This is a genomic window from Nakamurella panacisegetis (assembly GCF_900104535.1).
GTDB lineage: Bacteria > Actinomycetota > Actinomycetes > Mycobacteriales > Nakamurellaceae > Nakamurella > Nakamurella panacisegetis.
Map to the genome: position 1 here is coordinate 1,257,399 of NZ_LT629710.1, position 23,179 is coordinate 1,280,577.

19 protein-coding genes and 1 tRNA gene are annotated in these 23,179 nt (G+C 68.8%); 9 read left to right on the forward strand and 11 right to left on the reverse strand.

From position 1 onward, the window contains the following. Nucleotides 1–99: 99 nt before the first annotated feature. The 3 genes from BLS97_RS05515 to BLS97_RS05525 form a co-directional block, all read right to left on the reverse strand. A tRNA-Ser gene (locus BLS97_RS05515) sits at nt 100–184 on the reverse strand. 176 nt (nt 185–360) lie between these two features. After that, nucleotides 361–1,281, reverse strand: coding sequence for an MBL fold metallo-hydrolase (locus BLS97_RS05520; protein WP_090474956.1), 921 nt, complete (start codon nt 1,279–1,281; stop codon nt 361–363). Between the two features lie 9 nt (nt 1,282–1,290). Beyond that, nucleotides 1,291–1,728 (reverse strand): nitroreductase family deazaflavin-dependent oxidoreductase, encoded by a 438-nt coding sequence (locus tag BLS97_RS05525; RefSeq protein ID WP_090474958.1) that lies wholly within the window; start codon nt 1,726–1,728, stop codon nt 1,291–1,293. 46 nt (nt 1,729–1,774) lie between these two features. On the opposite strand from BLS97_RS05525, the gene BLS97_RS05530 reads away from it, so the two are divergent. Continuing rightward, nucleotides 1,775–2,182 (forward strand): hypothetical protein, encoded by a 408-nt coding sequence (locus tag BLS97_RS05530; RefSeq protein ID WP_090474960.1) that lies wholly within the window; start codon nt 1,775–1,777, stop codon nt 2,180–2,182. On the opposite strand, the gene ppdK is transcribed toward BLS97_RS05530, so the two are convergent. Continuing rightward, a complete protein-coding gene (ppdK, locus tag BLS97_RS05535; RefSeq protein ID WP_090481425.1) occupies nt 2,179–4,863 on the reverse strand; it encodes a pyruvate, phosphate dikinase in 2,685 nt (894 codons plus the stop codon). The two genes, BLS97_RS05530 and ppdK, sit on opposite strands and share 4 nt — an antisense overlap. Nucleotides 4,864–5,059: 196 nt before the next feature. Here ppdK and BLS97_RS05540 point away from each other — a divergent pair, with 196 nt between their 5' ends. Beyond that, nucleotides 5,060–5,974, forward strand: coding sequence for a spermidine synthase (locus tag BLS97_RS05540; RefSeq protein ID WP_172832222.1), 915 nt, complete (start codon nt 5,060–5,062; stop codon nt 5,972–5,974). Between the two features lie 74 nt (nt 5,975–6,048). On the opposite strand, the gene BLS97_RS05545 is transcribed toward BLS97_RS05540, so the two are convergent. Beyond that, nucleotides 6,049–6,948 carry an NADP-dependent oxidoreductase gene (locus BLS97_RS05545; RefSeq protein ID WP_090474962.1) on the reverse strand — a complete coding sequence of 300 codons (900 nt, stop codon included), beginning with the start codon at nt 6,946–6,948 and terminating at the stop codon, nt 6,049–6,051. Between the two features lie 107 nt (nt 6,949–7,055). Between BLS97_RS05545 and BLS97_RS05550 the strand changes: the two genes are divergently transcribed. Beyond that, nucleotides 7,056–7,454 (forward strand): winged helix-turn-helix transcriptional regulator, encoded by a 399-nt coding sequence (locus BLS97_RS05550; RefSeq protein WP_090474964.1) that lies wholly within the window; start codon nt 7,056–7,058, stop codon nt 7,452–7,454. On the opposite strand, the gene BLS97_RS05555 is transcribed toward BLS97_RS05550, so the two are convergent. The 6 genes from BLS97_RS05555 to BLS97_RS05580 form a co-directional block, all read right to left on the reverse strand. After that, the gene (locus BLS97_RS05555) at nt 7,436–8,302 is read right to left on the reverse strand and encodes a PhzF family phenazine biosynthesis protein (RefSeq protein ID WP_090474965.1); all 867 of its coding nucleotides are present in this window, start codon (nt 8,300–8,302) and stop codon (nt 7,436–7,438) included. The two genes, BLS97_RS05550 and BLS97_RS05555, sit on opposite strands and share 19 nt — an antisense overlap. Before the next feature lie 70 nt (nt 8,303–8,372). Next, nucleotides 8,373–10,415 (reverse strand): bifunctional rhamnulose-1-phosphate aldolase/short-chain dehydrogenase, encoded by a 2,043-nt coding sequence (gene rhaD / locus BLS97_RS05560; protein ID WP_090474967.1) that lies wholly within the window; start codon nt 10,413–10,415, stop codon nt 8,373–8,375. 47 nt (nt 10,416–10,462) lie between these two features. Beyond that, on the reverse strand, nt 10,463–11,239 hold the full coding sequence (locus tag BLS97_RS05565) for a class II aldolase/adducin family protein (protein ID WP_090474968.1): 777 nt from the start codon (nt 11,237–11,239) through the stop codon (nt 10,463–10,465). A 43-nt stretch (nt 11,240–11,282) separates the two neighbouring features. Continuing rightward, nucleotides 11,283–12,782: a rhamnulokinase gene (locus BLS97_RS05570; RefSeq protein WP_090474969.1), complete on the reverse strand. Its 1,500-nt coding sequence runs from the start codon at nt 12,780–12,782 to the stop codon at nt 11,283–11,285. After that, nucleotides 12,779–13,591 carry a DeoR/GlpR family DNA-binding transcription regulator gene (locus BLS97_RS05575; RefSeq protein ID WP_090474971.1) on the reverse strand — a complete coding sequence of 271 codons (813 nt, stop codon included), beginning with the start codon at nt 13,589–13,591 and terminating at the stop codon, nt 12,779–12,781. Before BLS97_RS05575 ends, BLS97_RS05570 begins: the two co-directional genes overlap by 4 nt. Before the next feature lie 318 nt (nt 13,592–13,909). After that, nucleotides 13,910–14,917, reverse strand: coding sequence for a LacI family DNA-binding transcriptional regulator (locus BLS97_RS05580; protein ID WP_090474973.1), 1,008 nt, complete (start codon nt 14,915–14,917; stop codon nt 13,910–13,912). 550 nt (nt 14,918–15,467) lie between these two features. Here BLS97_RS05580 and BLS97_RS05585 point away from each other — a divergent pair. From BLS97_RS05585 to BLS97_RS05610, 6 genes are all read left to right on the forward strand, one after another. After that, the gene (locus BLS97_RS05585) at nt 15,468–16,988 is read left to right on the forward strand and encodes a sugar ABC transporter ATP-binding protein (RefSeq protein WP_197676418.1); all 1,521 of its coding nucleotides are present in this window, start codon (nt 15,468–15,470) and stop codon (nt 16,986–16,988) included. Further along, entirely contained in the window at nt 16,985–18,019 is a 1,035-nt protein-coding gene (locus tag BLS97_RS05590; protein WP_090474976.1) for an ABC transporter permease, read from the forward strand. Before BLS97_RS05585 ends, BLS97_RS05590 begins: the two co-directional genes overlap by 4 nt. Continuing rightward, nucleotides 18,012–19,052: an ABC transporter permease gene (locus tag BLS97_RS05595; protein WP_197676419.1), complete on the forward strand. Its 1,041-nt coding sequence runs from the start codon at nt 18,012–18,014 to the stop codon at nt 19,050–19,052. The genes BLS97_RS05590 and BLS97_RS05595 overlap by 8 nt, the downstream gene beginning before the upstream one ends. A 148-nt stretch (nt 19,053–19,200) precedes the next feature. After that, on the forward strand, nt 19,201–20,388 hold the full coding sequence (gene rhaS, locus BLS97_RS05600; protein WP_090474980.1) for a rhamnose ABC transporter substrate-binding protein: 1,188 nt from the start codon (nt 19,201–19,203) through the stop codon (nt 20,386–20,388). Between the two features lie 165 nt (nt 20,389–20,553). Beyond that, entirely contained in the window at nt 20,554–21,720 is a 1,167-nt protein-coding gene (gene rhaI / locus BLS97_RS05605) for an L-rhamnose isomerase (RefSeq protein ID WP_090474982.1), read from the forward strand. A 4-nt stretch (nt 21,721–21,724) separates the two neighbouring features. After that, complete coding sequence (locus tag BLS97_RS05610) at nt 21,725–23,143, forward strand: L-fucose/L-arabinose isomerase family protein (RefSeq protein ID WP_090474984.1); 1,419 nt, start codon at nt 21,725–21,727, stop codon at nt 23,141–23,143. The last annotated feature ends 36 nt before the right edge of the window (nt 23,144–23,179 follow it).

Consider the following 23,179-nt stretch of genomic DNA (forward strand, 5'->3'; position numbering starts at 1 on the left):
AGTGTCCGGTGGAGCCACGAGTTGATGCGGTGATCAGCTCACTCACCTCTCCGTGGCCGAAGCGCGGGTACCGGATAGCTCCGGTACCCGCGCATCACGCGGAGGCGACAGGATTCGAACCTGCGAGGCTGTTACACCCGACCGCTTTCAAGGCGGTTTCCTTAGGCCACTCGGACACGCCTCCACGTTCCAGCTTAGAGGGCCGGGACGGACGCATCCAAACCCGTCACCGCAGGCGGCGGGGTTCGATGACGCTCCCCGGCACACCTGGACCCCCGCCGCACCTGCGTACGCGAAGCAGTCCGAGGGGTCGGCCGCGCAGCCCCGTGGGTCCCGGCTTCCGCCGGCATGGCCCGGACGCTATCGGGGCGGGGTGATCGGGCCGCCGTGCACCGCGATCATGGCCGCGACGGCGGCGCGGAAGTCGAAGGGCCGGCCCGAAAGATCGGCGACGGCGCGCAGGATGTTGCCGACGTCGCGTTCCGGACACGGCCAGTCGGCCCACGCCGCACCTGCGGAACGGGCGGCGACGGCGACGGCCGCCGGGTTCGATCCGCCGAGTACCGACTGGGCCGCGTCGACCACCCACTCCAGGTAGCGGCGGGTCGACTCGACCAGGTCGGGGCCGCCGACGTCGCCGTGCCCGGGGACGATGACGGAAGCGCCGAGCGCGGCGCACGTGTCAAGGGCCCGCAGCCAACCGGTGACCGAACCCGATACGGCGAGCGGCGTCACCGCCCCCCACACCAGGTCACCGGCGAACAGCACTCCTTGCTCGGGCACGAACACCAGCAGATCGCCTGCGGTGTGGGCCGTGTCGGGCAAGGCGACGATGTCCGCGCACACGCCGCCCAGGTCGATCCGGCGGCGTCCGACGGCGCCCGTCACGGCGAACGGCGGCCGGACGCCACCCCAGTCGGGAGCGGTGAGGAATCCGGGGAACGTCTGGATTCCTTCCTGCACCAGTTCCAGCCCGGCCGGCGGGTTGGCCAGGATCTCGGCACCCGCCTGCTCGAACAGGTAGGCGCCGTTGGCATGGTCTCCGTGGGCGTGCGTCAGCGCCACCGTGACCGGGGTGTCCTCTACTCCGGCCCGCCGGCGCGCGGCCTGGACCGCGACCTGCAGGCCGAAGGTTCGTTGCTCACTGACGAAGGTGTCCACCACCAGCGTCCCGGCGGTGCCGACGATCCATCCGGCATTGCTGACGAACCAGCCGCCGTCGGCCTGGACCGCCGCGACCACCCCGTCCCGCAGCTGCTGATAGCGGACTTCGGGCAGCATGAACAGCGATCAGACAGTCGGCTCGAGCACGAACAGCGGGATGACCCGGTCGGTCTTGCGCTTGTAGTCCGCGTAGTCCGGATAGGCGGCGACGGCCCGCTCCCACCACTGGTCGTACTCGGCTCCGGTGATCTCGCGGGCCGTCATGTCGAACGTCTTCTCGCCGTCCCGCAGCTCCAGCTGGGGGTGCGCCTTGAGGTTGTAGTACCAGACCGGATTCTTCGGGGCACCACCCAACGACGCGACGGCGGCGTACTTTCCGTCGTGCTCCACCCGCATCAACGGCACCTTCCGCACGGCGCCGGTCTTGGCGCCGATCGTGGTCAGCAGGACCACCGGCATCCCGCGCAGCGTGTTGCCCTGCTCACCGCCCGACCCTTCGTAGGCTTCGACCTGATCGCGGACCCACTGGGCTGGACTGGGGACGTATTCTCCGTCAACTGGCATGTCCGCCAGGATAGCCAGTCCGCTCCAGCGGCTACCGTGAACCCTTGTGTCCGATCACTTCACCCCCCTGCTCGCCTCCACCCACTGGCTGGGCTGGCTGCCGCCCGATCCGGGCCCGGCCATCCGCAACCTGCTCGAACCGAACCTCCTGGCCGCCCGCCCGGAGGCCCGGCTGGGCCGGATCGTGGTGACGCAGGATCCAGAATTCGTCACCGGCGGGGTGCGGATCCCGGAGCAGGACAACCGGGTCGCCGTCATGCGGGCCGGGCTGGCCCTGGCCGTCGACCTGCACCTGGACGACCAGGTGCTCCCGGCCACCTTCAGCTGGGTCGCCACCGGTCTGCACCGACCCGACGACCGTCGGGACCAGGTCTGGCTGGACCTGGACCTGTCACTGGCCGAAGCGAAGCAGCTTCTCGCCCAACGGGTCTACGAACCGGACAACAACCGCTAGGACACCGCAGCCCGTCCCGCCTCCAGCCGGGCCACCGGCACCCGGAACGGCGAGCAGGAGACGTAGTCGAGGCCGACCCGGTGGAAGAAGTGGATCGACTCCGGGTCGCCGCCGTGTTCGCCGCAGACTCCGAGCTTCAGGTCGGGACGGGTGCGGCGGCCCTCGGCCGCGGCGATCTCGACCAGCCGGCCCACCCCGTCGACGTCGATCGACTCGAACGGCGACACGGTGAACACGCCCTTCTCCAGGTACGCGGCGAAGACGGCCGCCTCGACGTCGTCACGGGAGAAGCCCCATGTGGTCTGGGTGAGATCGTTGGTACCGAACGAGAAGAACTCCGCCGCCTCGGCGATGCGGTGCGACGTCAGCGCGGCCCTGGGCAACTCGATCATGGTGCCGATCGGCACCTTGAGGTCCACACCGGCCGCGGCGGTCACCTCGTTGACGATGCCGTCGGTCTCGTCCCGGACCAGGTACAGCTCCATGACCGACCCGACCAGGGGCACCATGATCTCCACGTGCGGGCTGCGGCCGGCCTTGGCCAGCGCACAGGCCGCCTCAGCGATGGCACGCACCTGCAACGCGAACAGGCCAGGAGTGAGCAACCCGAGTCTGACTCCGCGGAGCCCCAGCATCGGGTTCGACTCGTGCAGCCGCTCGACCGCGGCCAGCAGTGTGACGTCGGCCGGATCGGGTTTTCCGGCCGCCTGCGCCAGCGCGACCTTGACCGAGAGCTCGGTGCGGTCGGGCAGGAACTCGTGCAGTGGCGGATCGAGCAGCCGGATGGTCACCGGCAACGGGTCCATCGCCTCCAGCAGCTCGGTGAAGTCCTGACGCTGCAACGGCAACAGGGCGGCCAGGGCCGCTTCCCGTTCGGCCGCATCGGACGCCAGGATCACCCGCTCGATCAGGCCGCGCCGCTCGCCCAGGAACATGTGCTCGGTCCGGCACAGGCCGATGCCCTGCGCCCCGAGGTTCCGGGCCCGGACGGCGTCCTCGGCGGTGTCGGCGTTCGCCCGCACCCCGAGGCGACGACGGGAATCGGCGTGCCGCAGCAGTCGGTCGACGGCCCGCACCAGGTCCGCCGTCTCCTCGTCTACCCCTTGCGTCGCCGTCTCCAATCCCTGTTCCAGGTAGGTCTCGACCGGCGACGGGACCACCGGTACCTGACCGACGAACACGTCGCCGGTGGACCCGTCGATGCTGAGCAGATCTCCCTCGCCGAGCACGGTGGCGCCGACCGTGACCGTCTTGGCGGCCGCGTCGACCAGCATCGCCTCGGCGCCGCAGACGCAGGTCTTGCCCATGCCGCGGGCCACCACGGCGGCGTGCGAGGTCTTGCCGCCGCGCGCGGTCAGGATGCCGTTGGCGGCGATCATGCCTTCGAGGTCGTCGGGGTTGGTCTCCTTGCGCACCAACATGACCGCCTCCCCGCGGGCGGCCCATTCCTTGGCCGTTGGCGAGTCGAAGACGATCCGGCCGACCGCCGCCCCCGGGGAGGCGGCCATCGCCCGGGTCAGCAGCACCCGCTGCGCCGACGGGTCGAATTGCGGGAACATCAATTGGGCCAATTGCGCCCCGGTCACCCGCGACAGCGCTTCGTCGAGCGTGATCAATTGCTCGTCGACGAGTTGGGCCGCGATACGGAAAGCGGCGGCCGCCGTTCGTTTCCCGACGCGTGTCTGCAGCATCCACAGTTTGCCGCGTTCGATGGTGAATTCGATGTCGCACAGGTCCCGGTAGTGCGTCTCCAGTCGGCGCATCACCTTGCGCAGCTGGGAATTCGACTCCGGGTCCATCGCGGCCAGGTCGTCCAGGCTCAACGTGTTCCGGATTCCGGCCACCACGTCCTCGCCCTGGGCGTTGGCCAGGTAGTCGCCGTAGGCCCCGGTCTTGCCCGACGCCGGGTCGCGGGTGAACGCGACCCCGGTGCCGCTGGTGTCGCCCAGATTCCCGAACACCATGGTGCAGATGTTCACCGCGGTGCCGAGATCGTGCGGAATGCGCTCCCGGCGGCGGTACAGCCGGGCCCGTTCGGTGTTCCAGGAATTGAAGACGGCGCGGATCGCCATGTCGAGCTGCTCGCGCGGATGCTGCGGGAACTCGGCGCCCGAATGCTCCTTCACCGCCTCCTTGAACGTCGCGACCAGGGCCTTGAGGTCGTCCACGTCCAGATCGAGATCACTGGTCACGCCCTTGGCCGACTTCGCCGCATCCAGCGCATCGGCGAACACCTCGCCCGGCATGTCCAGCACCGTCTTGCCGAACATCTGCAGCAGCCGCCGGTAGGAGTCCCAGGCGAACCGCTCGTCACCGCTGACCTCGGTCAGACCCTTGACGCTGGCATCGTTGAGCCCGATGTTCAGTACCGTCTCCATCATGCCGGGCATGGAGAACTTGGCCCCGGATCGCACGCTGACCAGCAGCGGGTCGTGCCGGTCGCCGAGCTGCCGTCCGGCGTCGTCCTCCAGATGGCGCAGCGCCATCGTCACCTGCACGCGTAGTTCGCCCGGTTCACTGCCCAGCGCCAGGTATTCGCGACAGGCGTCGGTGGTGATGGTGAACCCGGGGGGCACCGGCAGCCCCAGCTTCGTCATCTCGGCCAGGTTCGCACCCTTGCCACCGAGCAGGTCCTTCTGGTCCTTGTCACCTTCGGTGAAATCGAAAACGTAGCGCGTCATCGGGCTCTCCATCATCGGGCGTCCACCTGCCGTTGGCCCGGCCCGGGTATGGGGTCAGGACGTCCGGCGGATCGGACGGGTGAGTGAGTGAGAGTGTGGACTGCGCGACGCGAAACTGCCCGATTACGGATCGATTCAGTGTTCGAGGCAACAATCATCGCCCGCTGCCCGGACGGACAGGCAATGATCGGGTGCTGTGGGCAGACAACGGGAGCGCGGCGGCCGGAGCGGGAAGATCAGTGGACCCGATTCCGGCTTCTACCCGATCGCGTCGGGCACGGCCGAACTGCGGCCGGACCGCGACAATCCGTCCGCGTACCTGCTCATGGTGAACGGAGTCGAATCCTCGCACATCGACCTGTCCGACCCGTCGGTGCTGGAATTCGAGTACATGCGGTGGATCGCGTCGACCATCCTCGACCACGAGCAGGAACATCCGGGCGATCCGATGCGCGTCCTGCACCTGGGGGCGGCGGCGTGCTCGCTGGCGCGCTACCTGATCCACGAACGCCCGCGGTCCCAGCATCTGGCCGTCGACAGCGACGCCGAGCTGGCCCGGCTGGTCCGCGAGTGGTTCGACCTGCCCAAGGCCCCGGCGTTGCGGATCCGGGTCGGTGATGCCCGCGCCGTCACGCAGGCGCTACCCGACGACAGCTACTCGGTCGTGGTGCGGGATGTGTTCGCCGGCGCGGTGACCCCGACCGACCTGACCACCGGTGAATTCACCGGCCAGGTCCGGCGGGTGCTGCGGACCGGTGGCCTGTATCTGCTGAACTGCGCCGACCGGCCGGATCTGAACCTGGCCCGGGCCGAGGCGGCAACGGTGGGAGCAGTGTTCGAGCACGTTTCGATCATCGCCGACCCCCCGATGCTGAAGGGGCGGCGACGGGGCAACGTCATCCTCATTGGGTCTGACGCCCCGGTCGCCACCGCCGGCCTGGCCCGGGATCTGCTGGGCGGCGCCGTGCCGGCTCAGATCTGGGACAACCGCCGCGTGCGGGAGTTCGCCCGCAACGCCTCGCCCCGCACCGATCCGCCCCGGCCCGAACCGCCGCCGGACATCCGGTCCGGGCCGCAGCACGTGATCGACGGCGGCCGGACCGGCGGGTAGTCCGTCGGCGGTCGGCCGTCCCGAGCGGTGCCGGGCCGGGCCGGGTCTGCGGGCCGGGCTTCGCACCGGGCCGATCACGGAACGAGAATCCTCCGTCCGCGCTGCCCACCAGCGGCGACCAGGTCCAGGGCCCGTCCGGCCTCTTCCAGGGGAAGGGTTCCGGCGACCCGAATGCTGAGTTCCCCGGATGCGGCCAGCTTCAGCAGCGCGGCCAGCCGCGGTCCGTCGCGGTGACTCTGCACGGCGGTCACGCTGATGCCGCGGCTGGACTCCGGCGCGCCGCCGGGACGTACCCCCACGTAGGCCCCACCGTCACGGACGACCTCCAGCACCGCCGCCCCGAGCACGGCGGCGTCGATCGCGGCGTCGAATCGCGGCGCCGAGCCGAGCTCGGTCAGGACCTCGACCGCGCCGGCCGAGCGGAGGAAGTCCGCGTCATCCGGCCGGGCCAGACCGGACACCTTCCAGCCGCGCCGGGTGGCCAGGGTGACGGCGTGTCCGCCGACGGCTCCGGCCGCCCCGGTGACCAGCAGGCGGTCACCGGCCTGGGGCGAGAGGAGGTCAAGGGCTTGCTCGGCGGTGAGCGCGTTGATGCCGACGGTGGCCCCCCGGACCGGATCGATCCCGACGGGCAGCTCGGCGATGCTGTCCGCGTCGACCACGACATACTCGGCGTAGGCGCCCAGCGGCACGTCGAACGCGTCCAGCGCGGCGGCCACCGGGGTGCCGACGGCCGGGCCCAGGACGTCCGGACCGAGGGCGTCGACCGTCCCGGCGACGTCTGACCCGAGGCCGGTGGTACCGGTCTGGGTGATGAAGCCGGCCCGGTGGAAGGCCCCGGACCTGATGGTGTTCTCGACCGGGTTGGTGCCGGCCGCCCGAACAGCCAGGCGCAGCTGGCCCGGGCCCGGCGTGGGGATCGGGGTGTCGATCAACTGCAGGTCGTCGTGTCCGGTGGTGATGATGGCGCGCATGGGATTCCCTCTCGTCGCTGGAACTGCTTGCGATCACCAGCCTGCCCGTGGCACTCTCTGTTGGGAAGTAGGCACCCGAGAGTGCGTATCTCACCGAGGAGGAAGCGATGACGACGCAGACTGTCGCCCAGCAGCGGTCCGACGCCCGCAGCGAGTACAACGCGTACTTGGCGATGTGTCCCAGCCGGAATCTGCTCGACCGGATCAGCGACAAGTGGGTCGCGCTGGTGCTGGTGGCCCTGGGTCAGTCGGACAAGCGCTACTCCGAACTGTCCCGCCAACTGGTCGGGGTGAGCCAGAAGATGCTCACCCAGACCTTGCGGCTACTGGAACGGGACGGGCTGATCCGCCGCGAACTGACGCTGTCGGTCCCGGTCCGGGCCGACTACTCCCTCACGCCGCTCGGTCGTTCCCTGCTGCCCCTGCTCGCCTCGGTGAAGGAATGGGCAGAGAGCCACATGGACGAGGTGTTGGCCGCCCGGACCGTCTACGACAGCGGCGCCTGAATCTCCACCGCCGTGCCGCTGACCACGATGCCGCCGGCCTCCGGGACGTGCACGGCGATGCGACTGGGCCGACCGACATGACGTCCCTGGTGGATGACGACGTCGGCCGGGGGGTGGATCAGGTGCAGCGCTCGTAGGTAACCGCCGAACGCGGCGGCCGCCGCTCCGGTGGCCGGGTCCTCGGAGATGCTCCCGACCGGGAACAGGTTTCGCGCCTCGAACTCGGTCGGCGAGATGACGCGGGCCACGATGACGGTGGCCGGCCAGTTCCGCCGGTTCATCCGGGCGCGCAGCTCGTCCGGGTCGAAGGTGAACGAGTCGAACCGCTCCGGCTCCCGCAACACCAGGAGCGGGTGGGTGTTCCCGGCGTAGACGAACCGGTGGGGGTAGTCCGCGCGCAGGTCCGCGGCCGACAGCCCGAGGAGTTCGAGCAGTTCGGCCAGGACCTCGTAGGGCATCTCGTCGATCGACGGCTCGACACTGGTGAACGATGCGCCGACGTAGCCGTCCGATTCCGCGGTGGCCAACGTGATGTCGCCGATCCCGGTCTCGAAGGTGAACGCTCCCAAGCCGTCCCGCGCGGCCAGGGCGACCGCGGTGGCGATGGTCGCGTGACCGCAGAATGGCACTTCGGCCACCGGCGAGAAGTAGCGGATCCGGCCGCGCCGCGGCTCGCCGTCGGCGCGGAACCGGGTCAGGAATGCCGTCTCGGCGTAGCCGATGTCGGCCGCGATGTGCTGCATCTGGTCGTCGGTGAGATCGCCCGCGTCCAGCACCACTCCGGCCGGGTTGCCCCCGTCGGGAGTGGTGCTGAACGCCGCGTAACGCTGGATCAGGACGGTCGTCATGGCTTCGATGATGACAGCGCCGCGCGGCGACAGCGACCGGGTCCCCCCGGTGGCCGCGCCGCGTCCGCGGTCAGCGCATGAACGCGGCGGCCACTCCGGAGTCGACCGGGACGAGCAGGCCGGTGGTGATGGGCAGGGTCCCGTTGGTCAGCGCCAGGACGGCCATCGCGATGTGCTCCGGAAGGACCTCTTCCTTGAGCACCGTGCGCTGCGCGTAGTACTTGCCCAGATCCTCCTCGGCGACCCCGTAGGTGGCGGCCCGCGACGCGCCCCAACCGCCGGCGAAGATGCCCGAGCCGCGGACCACGCCGTCGGGGTTGATGCCGTTGACCCGGACGCCGATGTCGCCCAATTCGGCGGCGAGCAACCGGACCATATGGGCCTGCGCCGCCTTGGCCGAGGAATACGCGATGTTGTTCGGGCCGGCGAAGACCGAGTTCTTCGAGCAGATGTTGATGATGTCGCCGCCCAGACCCTGGGCCCGGAGAGCGTTTTCGGCCGCCTTGGCGACCAGGAACGAGCCCCGGGGCATGATCTGGTACTGCAGGTCCCAGTCCTCCAGCGAGGTGTCGGCCAGTGAGCCGGCCCGGGTGATGCCGGCGTTGTTGACGATCAGGTCGATGCCACCGAACGCGACGATGCCCGCGGCGATCCCCGCCTTGACCGCGTCGAAGTCGGTGACGTCCATGGCGACGCCGGACGCGACGTCCGCGCCTCCGAGATCGGCCGCCACCGCCTGGCACCCGGCCTGGTTGATGTCGCCGACGATGACGTTGGCGCCGTGCTCGGCCAGCAACCGCACGGTGGCCAGTCCGATGCCCGAGGCCCCGCCGGTCACCAACGCGATCCGGCCGGCCAGCGCCTTCGGCTTCGGGCGGCGCTTGAGCTTGTCCTCCTCCAGCTGCCAGTACTCGACGTTGAACTTCTCCGCCTCGGCCACCGGCTGGTACGTCGAGACCCCCTCGGCCCCGCGCATCACGTTGATCGCGTTGACGTAGAACTCGCCGGCGACGCGGGCGGTCTGCTTGTCGGCCCCGAAGGAGAACATCCCGACCCCGGGCACCAGCACGACCGCCGGATCGGCCCCACGGATGGCCGGCGATTCCGGGGTCGCATGCCGGTCGTAGTAGGCCTGGTACTCGACCCGGTACTCGGCGTGCAGCTGCGCCAGCCGGGCCACGACCTCGTCGATCGGGGCGTCGGGCGCGGTGTCGAGCAGCAACGGCCGAACCTTGGTGCGCAGGAAATGGTCCGGGCACGAGGTGCCGAGGGAGACCAGCCGGGGAAGTTTCTCCCGAGACAGGAAATCGAGCACGACGCCGGAGTCGGTGAAGTGGCCGACCTGGCGGCGGTCGGCCGAAGCCACCGCCCGCAGGTACGGGAACAACTCGGCCGCGCGGGCCCGGCGGGCGTCCGGGTCCAGGTTCCGATGTCCGGGGACCACCGGGCCGAACGGTTCGGCCACCGAGTTGGCGTCCAGGTAGGCCTGCGCCTGCTGGATCAGTTGCCGGTTGCGCGCCTCGACCTCGTCACTGGTGGTACCCCAGGCGGTGAGACCGTGGCCCCCCAGGACGGCGCCGATCACCCTGGGGTCCTTGGCGATCTCGGCCAGCGCCCGGCCGAGTTCCCAGCCGGGTCGCTTCCACGGCACCCAGGCTACGGTGCCACCCCAGATCTTGTGCACCAACGCCTCGCCGTCGGCGGCGCAGGCCAGCGCGATGACCGCGTCCGGGTGCAGGTGGTCGACGTGGTCGTAGCGGACCAGCCCGTGCATCGGGGTGTCGATGGACGGGGCGGCCCCGCCGGTGCCGAAGGCGCAGAACGGGAAATAGCCAACCATCTCGTCCTCGAACTCGACGCCGCGGTAGACGTTGTCCAGGGCCCGGACGCGATCGAGCTCCAGTACGGCCAGGCCGCCGGCCTTCAGAGTGCCCAGGTCACCGCCGGATCCCTTGACGTACAACAGTTCCACCTCGGCGCCGGTGGCCGGGCTGATCTGCCGGACCTTGACCGAGGTGTTGCCGCCGCCGTAGTTGGTGACGGTCGGGTCGGATCCGAGACGGTTCGACCGGCCCAGCAGTTCGGCGACGCCGACCGGGATTTCCTGGCTCATGGGGGTTGCTCCTGATCACAGTTTCGGGGAAGTCGGGGAAGAATGGGCTAGAACCGGCCGTGCTCGAGTTTGCCGCGACGCTCGGAGATGTCCTCGCGGGCAAAGAACTTCGCCACCGAGTCGGTGGGGATGGGAGAGACGCCGCCGGCCGCATAGGCAGCCGACCGCACCTGGGCGCCCTTGACCGCCATCGACGAGATGCCGTCGACCCCGGCCGCGGTCGGGGCGATGGCGACGATTCCGTGGTTCCCCAGCAACACCAGCTGGGGCAGCTGACCCTGCTCGTCGGCGTAGTTGCGGAGGGCGGTGTAGAAGGCCCGGCCGAGGTCGATCCCCGGCGAGAAGTACGGCACGTACAAAGGCTTTCCGATGACGACCGCCTCGTCGGAGTACACCCAGTAGCGGTAGGCCTGTTCGGCCCGGACCGAGGCCATGAGCCCGAGGATGGCCGTCGGGTGGGTGTGGCCGATGAATTCCACGGGCGACACCGCCTGCACGGCAATGTGAACCAGCGCCTCGATCGACCCGCGACGGCGGCGCCCGCCGACCGTCCCGGCGTCCAGCGCGGCGGTCGCCTCGGCCTGAGTGCTGGTCGGACGCCGCAACAGGTCGAGGAACGGCTCGACGTCGACCGTCACGAAGTCGTCGGCGGTGGCCGTGGCCATGTTCGCCCCGGACGCCTTCACCACCAGCCGCCCATCGGCCAGACGCTGAGACGTGTTGCCCTCGGCCAGGATCACCAGATCGCGTTCCGGACGTCCCAGGGACCGGGTCAGCTCCAGCAGGTCCGGGCTGACCAGTTCGGGGGCATGGATGGCCGTCATGGCGCTCGCTCGTCTTTCCGGGTGCTCGAGATTCGGTTTCCGCTCATCGTCCGGCCGCCTCGGCCCGTTGATCGCGCTCCACCAGTCGTTCGAACCGGGCCTGGGCCTCCGCCCAGTCCTCACCCGAACGCGGTGCGTAGTGGTGGATCTGGGTGCTGGCCGCGATGGCCCGGCGGATGTCGCCCAGGCCGGAGAACTCGCCGAGCGCGGCGAGTTGCACGGCGCCGTTCCCGAGGGCCGTGCCCTCGGTCGGTCCGCAGTGCACGGGCAGGCCGGTGGCGTCGGCCGTCAACTGCGACAGCAGGCGGTTGTCGGCGCCGCCGCCGACGATGTTGACCGACGGCGGCCGCACCCCGGTCGCCTCGACCAGATAGTCGACCACCGCTCGATAGCTCAACGCCAGCGAGTCGACCACACAGCGGACGACCTCCGGGATCGACTGCGGCACCGGGCTTCCGGTCTCCGCGCAGTAGGCCCGCACCCGGCTCGGCATGTCTCCCGGGGCCAGGAACCGGGGGTCGTCCGGATTGATGATGCTGACCAGTCCGGGCACTGTCGAGGCCATCGTGGCCAGGTCCGGGTACGAGATGTCCGTGCCCTCCCGCAGCCACTGACGCCTGCATTCCTGCAGGATCCACAGCCCCATGACGTTGCGCAGCAGGCGAATGGTTCCGGCGTAGCCACCCTCGTTGGTCAGATTGGCCCGCATGGACTCGGCGGTGATCACCGGGGTCGGGGTCTCCACGCCGACCAGGGACCACGTACCAGAGGAGATGTAGAGGCCGCCCGGCTCGGCCAACGGGACGCCGACCACCGCACTGGCGGTGTCGTGGCCGGGCGGGACGATGACCCGCGCCCCGGCCAGGGCACCGGTCGCGAAGCCGGGCAGCAGAGAACCGACGTCGGTGCCCGGGGGCACCACCTCCGGCAACATGTGGGTGGGCACGTCGAGATCGTCCAGAAGCTCCGTCGCCCAGCGATTTCCGGCCATGTCGTAGGCCCCGCTGGTCGACACGCCGGTGTACTCGGCCACCCGCGAGCCGGACAGCAGGTGGTGGAACACGTCGGGCATCATCAGCAGCGTCCGGGCCCGGGTCAGCCGATCCGGATCGTCGCGGACGTCGGCCATCAGGCCGAACACCGTGTTGATGGCCAGCACCTGCACGCCGGTGGACAGATACAGCCGATCGGCGCCGACGGCGGCGCGGGCGTCGGCGAACGAGCGGGTGTTGCGATCGTCGCGGTAGCTGATCGGGGCGTCCAGCAGGTGACCCGATTCGTCGAGCAACCCGTAGTCGACCCCCCAGGTGTCCACTCCGACGCTGGAGATCGGAGCGTCCCCGGCGGCCAGCACACCGAGCCCGGCGCGAATGCTCCCCCAGAGGTCGTCGGTGTTCCACCGCAGGGCTCCCCCGGTGACGACCGGAGTGTTGGCGAAGCGGTTGGCGATCGTCATCCGGAGTCGCTCTCCGTCGAACGAGACGGCGGTGACGCGCCCACTCTCGGCGCCGAGATCCACTGCAGCAACGGTCTTTACGGTCATCGGGCGGCCGTCCCCCGGCGCCCCGGGCGCTCGGTCGAACCGCCGGACACGTGGACCGGGACTCCGAGCGCACCCCACTGCGCGATCACCGCCGGCTCCATTCCGTCGTCGGTGAACATGGCATCGATCTCCCCGACCGAGGCGAACGAGTGCAGCCCGAATCCGTCCACCTTGGACGAGTCGAACACCCCGTACACCTGGTCGCAGGCCCGGGCCATGAATTGTTTGGTCTGCGCCTCCTCGGCCGAGAGATCCATCAGGCCATGGACCGTCGAGATGGCGACGACCCCGAAGAAGCCCTTGTTGATGCGTCCGCGGCCGGTCAGCACATCTCCGATCGGTCCCACCATCGAACCGGCCGAGCGACGGAGCACCCCGCCGGGCATCAGCACCATGGCCGACGACTGCTCCATCAGCAGCATGGCCAACCGGAGGGCATTGGTCACCACCACCAGGTCGCGGCGGTCGAGCAGTTCCTTGGCCAGGTAGTAGCAGGTGGTCGACGAATCCAGCGCGATGACGTCGCCGTGCCGCACCATCGGGGCCACCGATCGGGCGATGCGCTGCTTGACATCTCGGGAATGACGCAGCCGCATCTCGAACGCGCCCTCGTCACTGGCCCCGACGCTGACCGCACCGCCCCGGACCCGCCGGAGCATGGAGCGCCGCTCCAACCCCTCGAGGTCCTTGCGCACGGTGACGGCCGAGACGCCGAATTCCGCGGCCAGGTCGTTGACCACGACCCGGCCCTCGGCGTTCAGCGTGTTCAGGATGGCCTGTTCCCGGGCGAACTCGTCGAGCGACGGCACGGGCGGACCTCCTTCGACACGTCAGGCCCGACCGACGTGGGCGAGCTGCACAACCGAAACGAAACGTAAACGGGTACTCCTGGAGCGTCAACCCTTCAGGCAGAAGCGAAAGCCTAGCGCTTACGTTATGCGCCTGCTTGGCTTACGCAACCTGTCACCCCTGTTGCCCACCCGTGTTCCCCCGGGCCCGTCCCCGGCGTGGATCAACTTCTCAGGCGTGGCCGAACTTGATCACTTGCGTCACTTACGTCCCAGAACGGCGAAGTTGATCCACGCCGACGAAGTTGATCCACGCCGGAGAGGGGCGGGCGGGACGGGTCAGGCCGGGACAGTTGATTCGCGGACGACAAGGTCGGGCTCGAACACGACCTGGCGGTGGCGGTGGGTGGCCGGCGAGACGACCTCCTCGATCAGGAGGTCGGCCGCGGTCCGACCCAGATCCTCCCGCGGCTGGCGGACCGAGGTGAGCGGGACGGCGGCCGCGGCCGCGAAATCGATGTCGTCGTAGCCCACGATGGCCAGATCCCCCGGAACGGAGATCTGGTGCCGTGTCATCTCCTGCAGCACGCCCAGGGCGATCAGGTCGTTGACGCAGAACACCGCGGTCGGACGCTTGCGCACGGGTAGGGCGGCGATACGCTCCCCCATCGCCCGTCCGGCCCCGAAGGTGAGCCCGGCCGTCTCCATCACCGAGATCTCGATTCCGGCGCGGTCGGCCGCGGTCCGGGCTCCGATCAACCGGTCACGGACCTGTTTGGTCGACAGGGCTCCCCCGACGAAGGCGATCCGCTTGTGTCCCAACGAGACCAGATGGTCGATCGCGAGCTCGCCGCCGACCAGATCGTCCACCGAGACCGAGCACTGCCGGCGGGTGGAGCTCCGGTCGACCAGGACCAGCGGCATGCCGCGGCGGCGGATCTCCTCGATCGGGCTGGTCGCCCGCGCCGCCGGGGTGATCAGGATCCCGGACGCCCGCTGCTCCTGCAGCAGACTCAGGTAGTGATCCTCGCGGGTCGGATCGTCCCCGCTGTTGCACAGCACCAGTGACAGCCCCGCCTTGGCCACACTCGCCTCGACCCCAGCCGCGAGGTCGGTGAAGAACGGGTTGCGGATGTCGAGCACGACGAATCCGATCGAACGGCTCTGGCCCGCCCGCAACTGACGAGCGGCTTCGTTCCGGATGAATCCCAGTTCCTCGATGGCGGCCAGCACGCGGGCCCTGGTCGCCGGCGCCACGCGCTCCGGGCGGTTGAGGACGTTCGACACCGTGCCCAGGGACACGCCGGCCTTCTTGGCCACGTCGACCACGCCCACCTCCCCCGACATGCCATGACCTCCCAGACCGAGCGCAGTGCGCAACCGGCGGCGCGTTGAGCCGGTGACGTGGAGCCACCGGCGCGTGACCGGAGGCGTTGAATCGAATCAACGTACTCACGCGCGGCGGTCGGAGCAACGAAAGGCTCGCGGGCCACCCGATCGGATCACGGCGGCGGGCCCGGCACGGCGCCGGGGCAGGTCGGGGAAGGACCGGGTAAATGCTCCGTTCGAAAGTGTCACTCTTACGCCGGAGCGCTGATCTGCGCAGATGAGCGGCCCTTTCCGGAGTCCTGGCCACCCTCGATGACCGCGCGCCCTTCCGTTTGGTAACGAATCTGCATTTGCCCCTTGACGCGTCCGGGCGGCGGCGTTAGCGTTCCGCCCACGGTAGTGAAAGGTTTCACACACACACTCCACAACCAGGCCGTTCGCGCCCGGCCGACACGTCGCCGGCCGCTGCGGCGTAGGTCGATCGCTCAGCCGGATTGTCGGCCCGGCAGCGCTCGATCGGTAGTGAACAGCCCTCAAAGATGCCGGCAACCACAGAACGGAGTCGATGGTGACTGCGCAGGTTCCACTGGAACCACTGCTTGTGCTCGAACGGGCCACGAAGAGTTTCGGCCCGGTGCGAGCGTTGGAAAACGGCTCGGTGACCCTCTACCCGGGCGAAGCCCACGCATTGCTCGGTGAGAACGGCGCCGGCAAATCGACTCTGGTGAAGATCCTGGCCGGCGTGCATCGCCAGGACAGCGGTGAGTTGACCGTCGACGGACAACTGGTCGACTTCAGCGGCCCGGCCGCCAGCAAGGCGGCCGGCGTGTCGATCATCTACCAGGAGCCGACCCTCTTCCCCGACCTCACCGTGGCCGAGAACATCTTCATGGGACGTCAGCCGCTCCGCGGCGGACGTCGCATCGACCGCGGCGCCATGAACCGCGCCGCCACTGCCGTGTTCGGCCGGCTCGGCGTCGATCTCGACCCGGACCGCCTGGCTCGCGGCCTCTCCGTCGCCGACCAGCAGATCGTGGAGATCGCCAAGGCCCTCTCCCTGGACGCCAAGGTGCTGGTGATGGACGAGCCGACGGCCGCGCTGACCCAGGTCGAGGTCGACCGGCTGTTCGAGGTGATGAAGACACTGCGCGCCCAGGGTGCTGCCGTCATGTTCATCTCGCATCGGCTCGAAGAGGTCTTCGCCTCCTGCCAGCGCGTCACCATCATGCGGGACGGCAACTTCGTCACCACAGCCCCGATCGAAGACCTGACCATCGACGACATCATCCGGTCGATGGTCGGACGCAACCTGGAATCCCTCTTTCCCAAGACGGTCACCGAGCCCGGCGAGACGGTGCTCGAGGTGGAGAACCTCAGCAGCGCCGGCGTTTTCACCGACATCTCGTTCCAGGTGCGTCGGGGTGAGATCGTCGCCCTGGCCGGGCTGGTCGGCGCCGGGCGCAGCGAGGTGGCCCGGGCCGTCTTCGGCATCGACCCGTACGACTCCGGGACGGTGAAGCTCAACGGCAAGGTCCTGCACGGTGGCTCGCCTCGCGCGGCCATGACGGCCGGCATCGCGCTGGTGCCCGAGGACCGGCGCCAGCAGGGACTCGTGATGGACATGGCCATCGACCAGAACATGGCCCTGGCTTCGCTGTCCAGCCTGAGCCGGGGCGGCCTGATCTCCCGATCCAGCGAGCGTGGGTTGGCCCTGAACTGGGCTGGACAGCTGCAGCTCAAGTTCGGTCGGATGAAGAATCCCGTCTCCACCCTGTCCGGCGGCAACCAGCAGAAGGTCGTGCTGGGCAAGTGGTTGGCCCGCCGTCCCTCCCTGCTCATCATCGACGAACCGACCCGGGGCATCGACGTCGGCACCAAGGCCGAGGTGCACCGCATCCTCGATCGTCTGGTGTCCGAGGGCATGGCGATCCTGATGATCTCCTCCGAACTGCCGGAGGTGCTCGGCATGGCCGACCGCGTCCTGGTGATCCGCGAGGGACGATTGACCGCGAGCCTGACCCGCGACGAGGCGAACGAGGACTCCGTGATGCGCGCCGCCACCCTGCAGAGCACCGAGGACGCCGCATGACGACATTGACCAAGCCCCCACCCCCACCCAGGACGGTCGGACGCGGCAGCAACCTGCTGCGCGCCCGTGAACTCGGCATCGGTCTCGCCCTGGTGCTGGTCTTCGGACTCACCACGTTGTTCAACCACAACTTCGCCACCGCCAGCAGCGTGCAGCAATTGCTCACCGGCGCATCGATCTTCGCCCTGCTGGGCGTCGGCGAGACGATGGTGATCATCACCGGTAACGTCGATCTGTCGATCGGCTCGGTGGTCGGGCTGTCGGCCTACGTCGTCGGCGATCAGTTCGTCAAACACCCGAACATGCCGATCCTGGTCGGTTTTCTGATCGGGATCGGCGTCGGTGCGCTGGTCGGGGCGATCAACGGCTTGATCACCACCGTCACCCGCGTGCCAAGTCTGGTCGTCACCCTGGCCGCGCTCTACATCGTCCGCGGCATCGACGCCCTGATCGTGAACGGCAAGCGGATCGATCCGGGCAGCGTGCCGAACGCCTTCCAGGTCGTCGGCTACAAGAACATCCTCGGCATTCCCTGGCTGTTCATCATCGTGGCCGTCATCGTGGCGATCGCCGGTTACGCGATGCGCTCGTTCCGCGCCAACCGCGAGCTCTACGCCATCGGGTCGAACCCGGATGCGGCCGAGCTCGCCGGTATCCCGGCCGGGCGCAGGGTTTTCACCGCTTTCCTGGTCAGCGGAACTCTGGCCGGGCTCGGCGGCGCGCTGTTCCTGGCCGAATACGCCACCGTCGATTCCACCGGTGGGACCGGTTACGAGTTCCTGGTCGTCGCCGCGGTCGTCGTCGGTGGGGTCGCCATCTTCGGCGGCAGCGGCACCATCCTCGGCGCCGCCCTCGGCGCACTGCTCCTCAACACCATCAACCAGGCCCTGGTCGCTCTCAAGGTGCCGTCGTTCTGGAACCAGGCCGTGGCCGGGGCGCTCCTGCTGACCGCGATTGCGTTCGATCGCTGGCTCTCGCTCCGCGTCGCCCGCAGCCTCAAGTCCGCAGAAGGGGCCCATCGAGATGTCTGAGGTCCAAACCAAACCCGAGCTCGGGATGAACCCGACCGGCTCGAGCGCGGCCGCCCAGCGCCCCTCACTGCGGGGCCTGGTGCGGTGGGAGGCCGGCCTGGTGGTCGTGCTGATCGCAGCGCTGTGGTTCGGCTTCGCGCAGCCGAACTTCGCCACCGGCACCACCGTGTTCTTCATGGGCTACAACATGGGCGAGATCGCCATCATGGCGCTGCCGCTGATGTTCATCGTCATGGTCGGTGAGATCGACCTCTCGGTGGCCTCGATGCTGGGCCTGTCGGGCACCGTCATGGGATTGCTCTTCCACGACGGCTGGAACATCTATCTGGCCATGGTCGCCGCGCTGGTGGTGGGCGCCGTCGGGGGCGCCCTCAACGGCTTCCTCATCGCCCGGCTCGGACTTCCGTCCATCGCCGTCACCATCGGAACGCTGGGCCTGTTCAGGGGTCTGGCCGAACCGTTGCTGGGCGCCGACTCGGTGACCGGATTTCCGGCCTCCCTGACGAAGATCGGCGCCGCCGGTGTCTTCGGCACGCATTTCAGCTTCTCCACGCTGCTCTTCGTCGTCCTGGCCATCATTTTCGGGATCGTCCTGCACGCAACGCCTTTCGGCCGCTCCCTGTTCGCCATCGGTCTCCAGTCCGAAGCGGCACGCTTCTCCGGAATTCGGGTGGAGAAGATCAAGTTCTGGCTGTATGTTCTGTCCGGCGTGCTGTGCGCGATGGCCGGAATCCTCTTCTCCCTGAAGAACGCATCGGCCCGGTACGACCAGGGCACCGGCCTGGAGCTCAACGTGGTCGCCGTCGTGCTGTTCGGCGGCGTGTCGATCTTCGGTGGCCGCGGCACCGTCTTCGGGGTGGTGCTCTCGGTGCTGATCTTCGGAGTGCTGCAGTCGGCGATGACCATCATCAACATCGACCCGCAGATCCAGAACATCATCACCGGAGCCCTGCTGCTGCTCTCCGTCATCCTTCCCAACGGCGGCGAGGCATTGCGCCGAATCCGCGCCCGCACCAGGCGGGTTGCCCGCTAGCGGGCACCGGCCAGGACGAACCCGAAGTCCCACCACGCACGTCCCAGTTTCACTGCCCGCCCCTGCTTCACCGCATGCGCACTGCCGGCTCCACCGATCATCCGCACCGTTCCGGGCTTTTCCACCCCAATGAAGGGAACCCCCAGCAATGACCTCGAGCACCAAGATGCGGCGCCTGCTCGGCGCCGCCACCGCCGTGGCCCTGGCCACCACGATGGCGGCGTGCAGCTCCTCCAGCACGAGCGCCTCCTCCAGCAGCAGCAGCGCCGCCGCCACCTCCCCGGCGGCGGCATCCACTCCCGCCGCGGCCGGATCCAGCTCCGCTCCCGCCGCCGGGTCGTCCTCGGCCCCCGCCGCGGGCAGCTCGTCGGCCGGATCCTCCAGCGCCGCCGCCGGCGGAGCGATCAAGAAGGGGCTGAAGATCTACTTCATCCCCAAGGACACCCAGAACCCCTACGAGGTCATCGCCGACCAGGGCGGCACCGACGCCCTGAAGGAACTCGGCGGAACCGTCACCGTCGCCTCCGGGACGCAGGACACCGCGGCCGCCCAGATCCCGTCGATCCAGGCCGCCATCCAGGCCCACGCCGACGCGATCGTCATCGCGGCCAACGACCCGACCGCCGTCTGCCCGACCCTGGCCCAGGCCGTGGCCGCCGGCATCAAGGTCGTCTCGTTCGACTCGGACAACTCCTGCCCGGACCACTTGTTCATCAACCAGGCCAACACCGAGCAGATCGGTACCTCCGAGGTCGACCTGCTGGCCAAGGAGATCAACTCCACGGGTGAGATCGCGATCCTGTCGGCCGCCGCCACGGCGACCAACCAGAACGCCTGGATCGGCTACATGAAGAAGCAGCTGACCAAGTACCCGAACATGAAGCTGGTCGACACCGTCTATGGCGACGACGATCCGGCCAAGTCCCTCACCGCGCTGCAGGGTCTGCTCTCGGCCCACCCGAACCTCAAGGGCATCATCTCCCCGACCACCGTCGGCATCTCCACCGTCGCCCAGTACCTGTCCACCCACAAGGACGTCGCGGCCAAGATCACCCTCACCGGTCTCGGCCTGCCGTCGCAGATGAAGCCGTACATCAAGGACGGCACCGTCAAGGCGTTCGAGCTGTGGAACCCCAGCGACCTGGGCTACCTCGCCGGGTACGCGGCCGCGTCCCTGGCCTCCGGCATCACCACCACGGCCACCGGGGCGAAGTTCACCGCCGGAAAGCTCGGCGAGTACACCGTTCTCGCTCCGTCCGGTGACACCGGCCCGTCGGTCGTCCTCGGGCCGCCGACCGTCTTCGACTCCAGCAACATCGACAAGTTCAACTTCTGATCTTTCGTCCGACCCGGTACTGATTCGTTTCCGTTGGTGCCCGTCCGGTCATCCGGCCGGACGGGCCCCTTCGGTGACGCCGATCAGCCCGCCCTCTCTCGGCGCGCCCGGCCGCCCCCGACTCACCCCGTCATCATCGCTTCCCGAAAAGAAGGTGCACCAGCCATGGTCGACCGCGACGCAGTCAAGAAGATCCTCGGTACGCAGAGCATCGAACTGCCCTCCTGGGCCTTCGGGAACTCCGGCACCCGATTCAAAGTGTTTGCCCAGCAGGGTGTTCCGCGTGATCCGTACGAGAAGATCGCCGACGCCGCCCGGGTCCACGCCCACACCGGCGCCGCCCACAAGGTCGCGTTGCACATTCCGTGGGACAACGTGGACAGCTTCACCGATCTCGGCAAGGCGGCGGCCGACGCCGGCATCGAACTGGGCACCGTGAACGCCAACGTGTTCCAGGACGACGACTACATGCTCGGCAGCGTGACCAACCCGGACCCGCGGATCCGGGCCAAGGCGATCGACCACCTGCTGGCCTGCGTCGACGTGATGGACCAGACCGGGTCCCGCGACCTGAAGCTGTGGTTCTCCGACGGCACCAACTATCCGGGCCAGGACAACATCCGGGCCCGGCAGGACCGGCTGTCCGAGGCACTGCACAAGGTGTACGACCGGCTCACCGGCGATCAGCGGATCGTGCTGGAGTACAAGCTGTTCGAGCCGGCCTTTTACACCATGGACGTGCCCGACTGGGGCACCTCGTTCGCGCACTGCCTGCAACTCGGGGAGCGCGCGAAGGTCTGTGTCGACACCGGGCACCACGCCCCGGGGACCAACATCGAATTCATCGTCGCGTTCCTGATGCGCGCCGGGAAGCTCGGCGCGTTCGACTTCAATTCGCGTTTCTACGCCGACGACGACCTGATCGTCGGCGCAGCCGATCCGTTCCAACTCTTCCGCATCCTGTTCGAGGTGGTCACCGCCGGCGGCCTGGACGCCGACTCGGAGATCGCCTTCATGCTCGACCAGTGCCACAACATCGAACCGAAGATCCCGGGCCAGATCCGCTCGGTGATGAACGTCCAGGAGGCGACGGCCAAAGCGCTACTGGTCGACACGGACGCACTCACGGTCGCTCAGAACGCCGGAGACGTGCTGGGCGCCAACGCTGTTCTGATGGACGCCTACAACACCGACGTCCGTGGGCTGTTGGGTGACCTGCGCGAGGAGCAGGGCCTGGACCGGGACCCGATCGCCGCCTACCACCGCTCGGGCTACGCCGAGAAGATCGCCGCCGAACGGATCGGCGGCCACCAGGCCGGCTGGGGCGCGTGATCGGATGACTGCTCACGTGGCCGGACATCGGACGAAGGTCGGAGTGGTCGCCGGCGGGCTGGGTACATATTGGCCGCAGTTTCCCGATCTGCTCCCGCAATTGCAGCAGTGCGCCCGCCGGGTGGTCGAGCGGCTGACCGCGCTGAACTGCGACGTCGTCGACGCCGGATTCATCTCCGACGCCCAGGAGGGCAGTCGGGCGGCCGAACAACTGCGGGTGGCCGACCTTGACCTGATCGTCATGTACATCCCCACCTACCTGACCTCGTCGATGATGCTGCCGATCGCCCAGCGCACCGGCGTCCCGGTGCTGGTGCTGAACCTGCAGCCGTCCGAGGCGATGGACCACCGGACGTTCGACACCGGCAAATGGCTGGCCTACTGCGGATCCTGCTCGGTGCCGGAGATGTCGAACGCCTTCCTGCGGTGCGGCATCGACTTCCGCAGCGTCTCCGGATATCTGGAGGAGGAGCGGTCCTGGGCCAAGGTCGGCCAGTGGGTGAAGGCGGCCGGGGTCAAGGCCGGACTGCGGGGTGCCCGGCACGGCCTGATGGGTCACCTCTATCCGGGCATGCTGGACGTCTCGACCGACCTCACCCTGATCACCGCCCAGTTCGGCGGCCACATGGAGGTGGTCGAGTTCGACGACCTGCGGGTGCGCGTGGCCGCGGTGACCGACGCCGAGGTGGCCGCGCGGGTCGATCTGGCCAAGGAGACCTTCGACCTCGACGACACCGTCCAACTACCGGACCTGGAGTGGGGAGCCAAGGTCTCGGTCGGTCTCGACCGCTTGGTCGAGGATTTCCAGCTCGACTCGTTGGCCTACTACCACCGCGGCCTCGACGGTGAACAACACGAGCGGCTCGGCGCCGGGATGATCCTGGGCGCGTCCCTGCTGACCGGCCGTGGCATCCCCACCGTCGGTGAGTACGAACTGCGCACGTCGGTGGCCATGCTGATGATGGATCGGCTGGGCGGCGGCGGATCCTTCACCGAGTTGCAGGCGTTGAACTTCTTCGACGACGTCGTCGAGATGGGGCACGACGGCCCGGCCCACCTGGCCATCAGCGCGGCTCGGCCGCTGCTGCGCGGACTCGGCGTCTACCACGGCAAGCGCGGCTGGGGGGTGTCGGTCGAGTTCGACGTCAAGCACGGTCCGGTCACCACCTTCGGCATCGCCCAGCAGCGCGACGGCGCCTTCCGGCTGGTCGCATCGGAGGGACAGGTGGTGCCGGGGCCGCTCCTGCAGATCGGCAACACCACCTCCCGGGTCGACTTCGGCTGCCACCCCGGCGAGTGGGTCGACCGTTGGAGCGACACCGGGATCTCCCATCACTGGGCCCTGGGCGTGGGACACCGAGCGTCCGAGGTCAAGGCGGTGGCCGACCTGCTCGGCCTGGAATTCGTACAGGTTCAACCCTGACGTACCGGGAGAGTCGAATCTATGCACTTCGCGCCC